Origin of the sequence: Fretibacterium fastidiosum, from assembly GCF_000210715.1 — a bacterium.
GTDB lineage: Bacteria > Synergistota > Synergistia > Synergistales > Aminobacteriaceae > Fretibacterium > Fretibacterium fastidiosum.
Window position 1 is genome coordinate 2,527,569 of sequence record NC_021038.1, and the last position, 10,002, is coordinate 2,537,570.

8 protein-coding genes are annotated in these 10,002 nt (G+C 64.8%); 5 read left to right on the top strand and 3 right to left on the bottom strand.

Annotated elements, in window-relative coordinates; genetic code table 11:
• Positions 1-66 precede the first annotated feature (66 nt).
• The 3 genes from SY1_RS11430 to SY1_RS11440 form a co-directional block, all read right to left on the bottom strand.
• Positions 67-1,833, bottom strand: coding sequence for a ribonuclease J (locus SY1_RS11430; RefSeq protein WP_208873842.1), 1,767 nt, complete (start codon positions 1,831-1,833; stop codon positions 67-69).
• A gap of 326 nt (positions 1,834-2,159) precedes the next feature.
• Entirely contained in the window at positions 2,160-3,596 is a 1,437-nt protein-coding gene (locus SY1_RS11435) for a Na+/H+ antiporter NhaC family protein (RefSeq protein ID WP_015557114.1), read from the bottom strand.
• 306 nt (positions 3,597-3,902) lie between these two features.
• Positions 3,903-4,622 (bottom strand): Bax inhibitor-1/YccA family protein, encoded by a 720-nt coding sequence (locus SY1_RS11440; RefSeq protein ID WP_015557115.1) that lies wholly within the window; start codon positions 4,620-4,622, stop codon positions 3,903-3,905.
• Positions 4,623-4,978: 356 nt separating this feature from the next.
• Between SY1_RS11440 and greA the strand changes: the two genes are divergently transcribed.
• Genes greA through SY1_RS11465 form a run of 5 tightly spaced genes read left to right on the top strand, consistent with a single transcriptional unit; the run spans position 4,979 to position 9,844 of the window.
• A complete protein-coding gene (gene greA / locus SY1_RS11445; RefSeq protein ID WP_243440685.1) occupies positions 4,979-5,509 on the top strand; it encodes a transcription elongation factor GreA in 531 nt (176 codons plus the stop codon).
• Entirely contained in the window at positions 5,481-6,680 is a 1,200-nt protein-coding gene (locus SY1_RS11450) for a glycosyltransferase (RefSeq protein ID WP_208873844.1), read from the top strand. Before greA ends, SY1_RS11450 begins: the two co-directional genes overlap by 29 nt.
• A gap of 5 nt (positions 6,681-6,685) precedes the next feature.
• On the top strand, positions 6,686-7,663 hold the full coding sequence (locus tag SY1_RS11455; RefSeq protein ID WP_015557116.1) for a glycosyltransferase family 9 protein: 978 nt from the start codon (positions 6,686-6,688) through the stop codon (positions 7,661-7,663).
• Positions 7,660-8,796 carry a hypothetical protein gene (locus SY1_RS11460; protein WP_015557117.1) on the top strand — a complete coding sequence of 379 codons (1,137 nt, stop codon included), beginning with the start codon at positions 7,660-7,662 and terminating at the stop codon, positions 8,794-8,796. The genes SY1_RS11455 and SY1_RS11460 overlap by 4 nt, the downstream gene beginning before the upstream one ends.
• Before the next feature lie 16 nt (positions 8,797-8,812).
• Positions 8,813-9,844 (top strand): NAD-dependent epimerase/dehydratase family protein, encoded by a 1,032-nt coding sequence (locus SY1_RS11465; RefSeq protein ID WP_208873845.1) that lies wholly within the window; start codon positions 8,813-8,815, stop codon positions 9,842-9,844.
• The last annotated feature ends 158 nt before the right edge of the window (positions 9,845-10,002 follow it).

Here is a 10,002-nt window from a genome sequence, read left to right on the forward strand (position 1 = left end):
CACCTCAAACGTCAAACCAGGGAATAATCCGCAAAACCGTCCGCCGGCCGGGCGCGCCGCATCCCCCTAGAAAAAGTCCTTCTCCATCCATGTGTCGTCCGCCCCGTGGTCCTCCCCGATCACGGAGATGACGGGCAGGACCACGGCATAGGAGTAGTTTCGGCGCCGCAGGACGTCGCGGACCCGGCTGCGGATGACCTTCGCAACGGCTTCCCGATCGACGGAGCGACTGCCCGCGAACTCCCTGATGCCGCGCTCGGCGGCGGCCCGGATCTCGTCGAACACCCGCTTGTGGTCGTCTGAGATGAAGACGCCCTGCGTCTCGATCGCCAGGGGGGCCGCCAGCGCCCCCTTTTCGCCAAGGGTTGCCGCAACCACCAGCACGCCGTCCTCGGCCAGGTCCCGACGCTCCCTCACGACGTCGCTCTTCAGCCCGCCCACCGCGTTTCCATCGATCAGGACCGCGCCCGACGGCACGTGTCCCTTCAGCTTCGGCTGGAGCCCCTTCGTGAAGGTGAGCACGTCGCCGTTTGCCATGATGAAGACGTTCCGGGGGGGAACCCCCACCTCCTGAGCCAGCTGGGAGTGGCGCACCAGATGGCGGTATTCCCCGTGGACCGGGACGAAATAGTCGGGGCGCACCAGGTTCAGGACGATCTTCAGCTCCTCCGAGGAGGCGTGTCCGGAGACGTGTATCTGTCTGCCCGGCTCGTAGACCACCTCGCAGCCCAGCGCGAACAGGCGATTGATCGTGTTGTTGACCAGCTTCTCGTTGCCTGGAATGACGGACGCCAGCAGGAACACGGCGTCGTGGCTGCCGAGGGTGACCATGCGGTGTTCCCCGCGGCTCATCATCACGAGGCCGGAGAAGGGCTCCCCCTGGCTGCCCGTCGTCATGATGACCAGCTGGTTGTCCGGGACCCTGCCGATGTCCTCGACGGGGACGATCATCTTCTGGTCCAGCTTGAGGTACCCCAGCTCGCGGGCCAGCTCCACGTTGCGGATCATGCTGCGGCCCAGGAACGCGATCTTGCGGTTGAAGCGCATGGCGACGTCCACGACCTGCTGAACGCGGTGGACGTTGCTGGCGAAGGAGGAGATGATGATGCGCCGAGACCTGTAGTTGCGGTAGAGCTGGTCCAGGGTGCCGCTGATGATGCGCTCGGAGGGGGTGAAGCCCGTGCGCTCCGCGTTCGTGGAATCCGACGTCAGGAGGAGCACTCCCTTGTCTCCCTCCTCGGCGAACGCGCCGTAGTCCGTTATGCGCCCGTCGATGGGGGTGGAGTCCAGCTTGAAGTCCCCCGTGTGGACGATGCGCCCCAGCGGCGTCTCGATGGACAGGGCCACGCCGTCCGGGATGGAGTGCGCGACGGCGATGAAGCGAACCTTGAAGGGGCCGATCTGGACGACGTCGCCCGCCTTGACCTCGTTGAATTTCGGCCGGAAGTTGGGCAGGTCCTCCTGCAGCTTGTTCTTGATCAGCCCCAGCGTCAGCCTGGTCCCGTAGAGCGGGACGTTCAGCCGCGGAAGGACGTAGGGGAGCCCTCCCGTGTGGTCCTCGTGCCCGTGGGTGATGAGGACGGCCAGGACCTTCTCGCGATTGGCCTCGAGGTAGGAGATGTCGGGCACGATGTAGTCGATGCCAGGAAGCTCCTGGTCGGGGAACATCAGCCCGCTGTCGATGACGATCATGTCGTCCCCGTACTCCACCACGTACATGTTCTTTCCAATCTCGCCGAGCCCTCCCAGGGGGATGAAGCTCAAGTGCTCCTTGCCCTTCCCAACGCCGGACGCCCTGGGCCTCCGGCGCGACCGTGCAGTTTTCTCTGCCATGAATGCGCATTGCCTCCGTAAATTTATTTATGTCCGTAAATTTATTTATGATTGATACCGTCCGCCGCTCTCAGGCAGACCTGCGTTCACTACGAATCGCCCCGTTCGGCTGCGAGCGGGGGCCGACGCCGGCATGTCCGCCCCTCGCAGCTTCATCTTATGGCGTCCTCATCTGCCGAGCGAAAACAAACTTCACTTTCACTCAACAATACTTTTACTCGACGATCTTGATGGTTTCCCCTGTTACTTGAAACCCCACCCGCAGCGCGGGTCAATTCCTGCCGTCGCGGTCGGGCCCACTCGCCCTGCCGCACAGCGGGAAAGGCTCACTCCCCCTGCGACGCCCTCTTCTTCAGTATCTCAGAACCGTCATTTCGGCCAATCCCAAGGAAAATCGAGGCGAACATCACGAACATGAGCACGTAGCCGTAGACGACGAACGGCGTAACCTGAATGGCCGCCAGGGGCGCTTTCGTCCCCGACGCAAAGCTGATGGTGTAGATCACGGCAGGGGTCCAGGGCATGGAGTAAACGAGCGTGTTGGACTGCGCATCCAGCAGGTTCGCCGCCCGATATCCCGTGAAGCCGTACTTCTCCGACAGCGGTTTGGCGAAGGAGGCGCCAACCGCCAGGATCGCCGGGGCGTTCAGCCCCATCACCGCCGACAGGATGATGACCATCAGGGAGATCACGACCTCCGCGCCGCAGGCGGTGGAGGCCACCGTCCCCAGAGCGTTCAGGAGTTTTTTGTCCCCCCCGCCGGCGCGCATGATGGCGATGGAGCCAAAGAGGAGCAGCGCCAGGATACAGACCTGAAGCATACTGGCCAGGCCCATGTAGAAGATGCCGTCCACCGTCCGGTCCAGCCCCTCACCGTGAACCGCGATCAGGGCCGTTTGCGCGGGATTGACGGCGTCGACCTGCAGAAAGTCAAACTGGCCGGAGGCCACGCCAACCACCGCAGCGGCCACAATGCCTATCGTCGTCGCGATGATGATGTCTCCCGTCCTCATGGCCATAACAAGCGTTAAAATCACCGCCGCAAGCATCCAGAAGGCCCTGGGGTCGTAAGAGAAATTCGCGTTGACCGCGGAGGCCGCTGTGTCCAGTTTCGTGGAGAGAAAGACGGTTATCGCGATGGTAATGCAGGCTGCGACAAAGGAATATTTGAACCGGGAGCGAACGACACCGGGCACATCCACCCCCTGCGAGGTGGCGGAACAGATGGTGGTGTCCGAGACGGGGGCCAGGTTGTCGCCGAAAGCGGCGCCCGATATGATGATCCCGGCCAGGAGGGCAGGATGACAGCCCAGCTCGACGCCCGCCGGGTACAGGACCCCCATGGCCGCCGCGATGGTGCCAAAGCCGGTGCCGCTGGCCGTGGCGAACAGGCAGGACGCCAGGAAAGTGATGACAAGGAACGCCGTGCTCCCCACGCCAAGCCCTGCAGCGTAGCCGGCAATGGCCGCCGCAAGTCCGGAGACGCGCAACAGCCGGGAGAACACGCCCGCCCACAGCCAGCAGACCACCGGCGTGATCGCCTCCCTGCTGGCGATGCCGGAGATAACCACATCCGCGTAATGCGCCTTATCCCTGGAGAAAAAGAAGGTGACGATCAACGCCAGAAATGCAGGAACCCAGAGAGCTCCATCGGAGATGGACCCCCAGAAAAATGTCGTCAAAAGGATCAGGGAAAGAAAGATCACAAACGGTAAAAACGCCATCCATTCCCCGCCGTAAAACTCCAGTTTCCTGTCACTCATGCCGTTTCCTCCTCAAGAGTTCCGCTAAAATGCCGTCCTGCGTGGACGGGGACAATCCATGCCATCTTAAAAGCTGTCGTGGGGTGGACGTCAACTTGGCCATACCGCACCTGCGGTGCCTTTTGTACCTGCACCCCCGGCGCCCGCCCTGTCCACTTCGGCAGCTGGCGACAGCAAAGGCGGCCTCGAACGGACTCGGCTCACCCTGCCGTCCATAAAGCAGGGAGTCCCCGTCTCGCCGCGACGGGGACTCCCTGCTTATTTTAACCTAAAGCTCAGTTTCTTGCCAACGATATCGAGCGATCGTCAGCGGCGCTTTCCAAAGAGGCGCAGAAGGTAGAGGAAGATGTTGATGAAGTCGAGGTAGAGCGAAAGGGCGCCCAGGACGGCCACCTTGCGGATCGTAACGCCGTCCTCCCCGTCCTCGATCTCGTCCCCCATCCGGCGGATGGCCTGCGTATCATAGGCGGTCAACCCCAAAAAGACGATGACGCCGATGATGCTGCTCACGAACTCCACCATGGTGGACCGGACGAACAGGTTGACGAGGGCGGAGATGATGAGCCCGAAGAGCCCCATGTACAGAAAGCTGCCGAGCGACGTCAGGTCGCGCCGGGTGTAAAGCCCGTAGACGCTCATGACGGCGAACATCCCCGCCGTGGAGAAGAAGGCGGCGTACACGGACTCCTGAGCGTAGATCAGAAGCACCCCCGAGCAGAGCAGGCCGTTCAACACGCTGTAGATCACGAACAGGGCCGACGCGGCGCCGGCTGAGATGCGCCGGATCCCCGCACTCAGCGCAAACACGAGGCCCAACGTGGCGACGGCGACGACGATGAGCGGCATCGGCGAGCCGTAGAACACCCTCATCAGGGTCCCGTTGGACGCAACCCCGTAGGCGGTGACGGCCGTCAGGATCAGTCCGATCGCCATCCATTGATAGACGCGACGGAAAAGCGCGTTGACCAGATCGACGCGCGAGTCCGCGACCGAGTAGGAAAGCTCCCTGGTAAACTCCTGCGACATTGCAATCTCCCCTTTACGAAAATAAAATTCGATGTCCTGTCTTAAAGCCGGTGCCCCACGAGCGCTTCGAGGTCCCCAGGGCCACAGCGGCGGGGGCAAGCCCCACGCGCTCTCTAGGTTGAGTTTATTTTATCAAACCACCAATCCGAACGCCATGGGGCGAAAGGCGGAGCGACGGCGATCTCAAAACGTCCCCTTCGCTGCCTTCGTGGACGAAGCGGGAGCAGCCGGGCCCTGCGCGCGCTCAAGGCCTGTCGCCCGGAGGGTTGAAAAATATGTTAAAATACGCCCCAGCCAATGATTTCGGCGGCACTGGACCGGATCGTGGAGACAGAGCTTTCAGGAGGCTTCAAGTGGTGAGCAGGAAAAACGACAATCAATCGGTGGTGACGCGGAGCGGTTTTGAGAGCATGACGGCGGAGCTGACGAACCTTCGGACGGTCCGTCGGCTGGAGGTCGCCCGTCAGCTCGAGGAGGCCCGCGCCTTCGGCGACCTCAGCGAGAACGCGGAGTACGCGGCAGCCAAGGACGAGCAGAGCAGGGTCGAGGGGCGCATCATGGAGCTGGAGGTGATGCTCTCCAAGGTCAACGTCGTCGATGAGGCCAACCTGGACACGAATCGGGTGGGCATCGGCCTGACGGTTTCGCTTCAGGACCTCGACTCGAAGAAGGACTACACGTACACCCTGGTGGGCTCCGAGGAGCTCTCCAGCTCAAACAAGGAAAGCACTTCGGCGGTGCAGCGCATCTCCCAGAAGAGCCCCGTCGGCCAGGCGATCCTCGGACACGCCATCGGCGACGAGGTCCACGTCAAGATCCCCCGCGGCACGCGCCGATTGAAGATCACGAGCATCGACCGTGGCGGCATCAAGGCAAAAAGGAACTGACGCTCCGGAACGAGCGGCGTTTCCCAGAGTCCTCATCCTCTGCCCCGACCTTGAGATCGGCGGGCTTCAGCGCGTCGCGGTGAACCTTGCCAGAGGGCTTTCCGACCTGGGCGTCCATCCCCTCTGCCTCGTCCTCCGTCGGGGCGGGGCCCTCCGCAGCCTCCTACCACAGACCATCGAGGTCCATGAACTCGGCTGCACCAGCCAACCCCTTGCCCTGCTCCTCCCCACCTCCAAACTGGGCCGGGCCCTCAGGGCAGCGCAATCGGACGTCGTGATCTCCCTCGGACACACGACCAACCTGCTGGCCGCGTGGGCAAAGGTGCTGTGGGGCTTCCCCTTCTCCCTCGTCGCGTCGGAGCACAGCACGCTCAGCCAGCGCATCGCGGACGGCTCGGCGCTTTCCCGCCTGCGGCGGAGGCTCCGCGCCCGATCCCTCTACCGCAAGGCACGCTGCGTCGTCTGCGTGTCGCAGGGCGTCGCGGAGGACCTGACGGCCCTTGGCGTCGTCCCCGCCGGGAAGGCCCGCGTCATCTACAACCCCATCGTGGCCCCCTCCATGCTTGAGCAGGCGAAGGCTCCGGTGGACCACCCGTGGATGGGCGGGGAGGTCCCCGTGCTGCTGGCCGTGGGTCGTCTGGTGGCCCTGAAGGCCTATGACGACCTGCTGCGGGCCTTCCAAATTCTCCGGGAGGAGGCCGGCTTCGCACCTCGCCTCGTCCTCCTTGGGGAGGGCCCTGAGCGGGGGCGGCTTGAGGCGTTGACCGCAACGCTCGGCCTGGAGGACTGCGTGTGCTTTGCAGGACGTCAGACGAATCCCTACGCGTGGATGGCGCGGGCTTCCGCGCTGGTGCTTTCCTCTCGCTGCGAGGGGTTCGGCAGCGTCCTGGCGGAGGCCATGGCCTGCGGAACCAACGTCGTAGCCACGGATTGCCGAAGCGGACCGCGGGAGATCCTGGAGGGCGGTCGGTGGGGACGTCTGGTCCCCGTGGGCGACGTTTTGGCGCTTGTGCGCGCAATTCGGGACGCGCTCCTCGATCCCCTGCCTCGCGCGGACCTGATCCGGGCCGCCGAACGCTTTTCCGTGGCCAGGTCCGCCGCTCTGTGGCGCGACCTCATCCTCGAGGCGGCGCAGGACGACGGCAGATTGCAAAAGAGCGGAGAGGGGTAGGAGCCATGAGCATCGTTCGTCCGAAGGACGGGGACAGGGTGTTGTGGATTCGCTTCAGCGCCTTCGGGGACGTGCTGCAGTGCGCCGCCGGCGCGCGGGCCTTCAAGAGCGCCTTTCCCGGCACGCGGCTGACGTTCCTGACGCAGAAGGAGTACGGCGGCCTCCTCGGCAGACAGCCGTACATCGACGACCTCCTCTTCTGGGACCTCAAGCGCCCCTGGAGCTTTTTCTCCGTCATCCGCCGGATACGCGGCCGATACCAGTGGCTGGTCAGCCAGCACCGGGGCGCCGCCGCCGCGCTCACCGCCCTCCTCAGCAAGGCCCCCATCCGGCTGGGCTACAACAGCGGACTTCAGTTCGCCTACACCACGACGCACTGGGAGTACCTGGACGCGCTGGGGGTGGACTTCACCAGCCGCCCCGAACCGGCCATCTTCACGACGGAAAGCGACAGGGCTCAGGCGCAGGCCATGCTGAAGCCCCTGCCCTCCCGGCGCCTCTTCTGCATCATCGGCGCCAGCAAGCCCCAGAAGTTCTGGCCCATCCCCCACTGGATCGACTTCCTTCGTCCCCTCGTCGGCGAGGGGTGGGGCGTCGTCCTGAACGGGCACGGCACGAGGGAGATGCAGACGGCCCAGGAGATCGTCGGAGCGCTCGCAAGCCCCCTCGTGCTGAACCTCGTGGGGAGGGCCGACTTCCCCCTCATGGCAGCCCTGGCGCAGTCCTGCGCCGCCGCCGTCGGCAACGACACAGGCCCCCTCCACCTGGCCGCCCTCGTCGGGACGCCGACGTTGGGCTTCTTCGGCGTCACGGACGCCTGGGAGATGGGCTTCCGCATGCCCTGGTTCCGGGAGGTCCGCGTCGCCTGTCCCCTCGCCGGCTGCCGAAACTACGGCTGCCCCAGGGACTGCCTCGCGGACATTGCGCCGCAGCGGGCCCTCGCCGCGTTCCAAAGGATGCGGGAGGAGCTCTCGATCCGATGAGGCTGACCGTGACGGCGCTCTGCGCTCTGCCGGCACTCGTCCTGCTGGCCCTGATCCTCAAGAGAAAAAGTCCGGGACAGCTGCTCTACGGCCTCGTCCGCGAGGCGGAGAAGGGCCTGCGCCACGTAGGCCTCTGCGTTCCGTCGCTTCGCTTGTGGGTCATGGAGCGGAACCCTCAACGGATCTGCCGCTCCCCCTTCGCCCGCCTGAACGGGGCCGTTCCGGATCACTCCCCCATCCTCCTGAACCTGCCGACCTCCGACGGGTCCGGCGAGGCCACGCACCCCGACATCCTCCACGTCCCCCAGGGCTGGGGGGCCGGAGGCTGGACGTGGCTCATGGCCATGACGCCCTACCCCCTTGGGACCGACTACCACGAGAACCCGGAGTTCTGTGTCTCCTACGACGGCATCCAGTGGACGGTCCCGGAAGGGCTGCACCCTCCCCTGGCCCGAGTCCCGCTCAAGCCGCGGAACGGGGCCCGCGCGGAGTTCCACTCGGACCCCTCGCTCCTCCTGAAGGAGGACGGCGAGCTGCTGTACTACTATCGCTGGACGGCGGTCTTCCACTCGGAGACGGAGAACCGGATACTGTTGACGACCTCCCGGGACGGGGTCCACTGGACGCCGCCCGAGGCGGTTCTGGAGGAAAGGCGCCCCACGGGGCTGGACCGTAAGTTTCTCTCGCCAAGCGCGCTGGTCCTGAACGGGAAGTACGCGCTCTGGACGGTGGACTGCGAGGGCGGAGAGCGCTTCATCGTTCGGCGCTCAGGCCCCGACGGGCGCCGTTGGGGCGATCCGGTGCACGCCGCGGTCAGCTCGCCGTTCCCCGTGAACGCCCCATGGCACCTCGACGTGGTCGACGACGACGGGGTCCTCCGCATCCTCCTGACGACGGCGGCCGAACGCGGCTACGAGGCGGAGCTCTTCATGGGCAGCGGCGACGGGCTTTCATGGAAGGTCGAAGGAAAGCCCTTCACTCCCGCCTACCACTTTGAGGGAAAGAGGGTTTACCGATCCTCGCTGGTGCCCCTGGGCAGCGGACGGCACCGCATCTATTACTCCGCCCTGTCCCTCAGCGGAACGTGGAACGTCGCGATGCTGGACGCGGCGACCGAGAAAGACAACAGCTGAAAAGGAGATGACGTCATTGAGCGAGAAGCCGACGTCGCAGTATCGAACGCTTCACCCGATGTTCCCCGCGCTCCAGGGGAAGGAGCACCGCTGGCTGGTCACGGGGGCGGCCGGTTTCATCGGTTCGCACCTTGTGGAGGCCCTGCTCTCCATGGGACAGAGGGTCACCGCACTGGACGATCTCAGCGTGGGGCGACGGCGAAACCTCGACCTCGCCGTCGAGGCGGCCGGGCCCGACTCCGGCGCCCGCCTTCGCTTTATCGAGGGGAGCATCACCGACCCCGAACGGTGTCTGGAGGCGGCCGAGGGGGCCGACTTCGTCCTCCACCACGCGGCCCTGGCATCCGTGCCAGGCTCCATAGAGGCCCCGGATCGGTTCAGCCTTGTCAATGCGGGGGGGTTCGTCAACGTCCTGGAGGCCGCGCGAAAGGGAGGCGCGCACCGGGTGGTCTACGCCTCTTCGAGCGCCGTCTACGGGGACGCTCAACGCCTCCCCCAGATCGAAGCGGAGACGGGGGCCTGCCTTTCCCCTTACGCGCTGACCAAGGCCGTAAACGAACTTTACGCCAACCTCTGGACCCGCCTCTATCACGTTGACTGCATCGGCCTTCGCTATTTCAACGTCTTCGGGGCAAGGCAGGACCCCGAAGGAGCCTATGCCGCAGTCATCCCGCGCTGGATCGACGCCGTCCGAAAGAGCGAATCCCCCGTCCTCTATGGGGACGGGACGGCAACGCGGGACTTCTGCCCTGTCTACAACGTGGTCCTGGCCAACCTTCTGGCAGCCCTGACCGACGCTCCGGACGCAGCGGGCGGCGTGTTCAACGTCGCCTGCGGGAAAAGCGTCACCCTGAACGAGCTCCTGTCGCTCGTCGCAGCCAACTTCGCGCCCGGCTGCACCGTCCAGCCGGTCCACGAGCCGGAAAGGAAGGGCGACATCCGCCGCTCCTCGGCATCCATCGAACGAGCCGCCCGTATCCTTGGCTACCGCCCCCTACAGTTCCTCGAGGATGGCCTGAAGGCGCTTGCCGCTCAGGCGTCCGATTGACGCATCGGGAAGCCCCGCCCCTCAGGAACAGGGCAAAAAGCGGTCGATAACTGTCATACCAATTCGCGTTTAATATGAACCACCTCCCCTTTCAGGGGAGGTGGTTCGCGTCAGCGAACCGGAGGGGTTGTTTCTCAGGCTCAACACCCCCCAGCCCC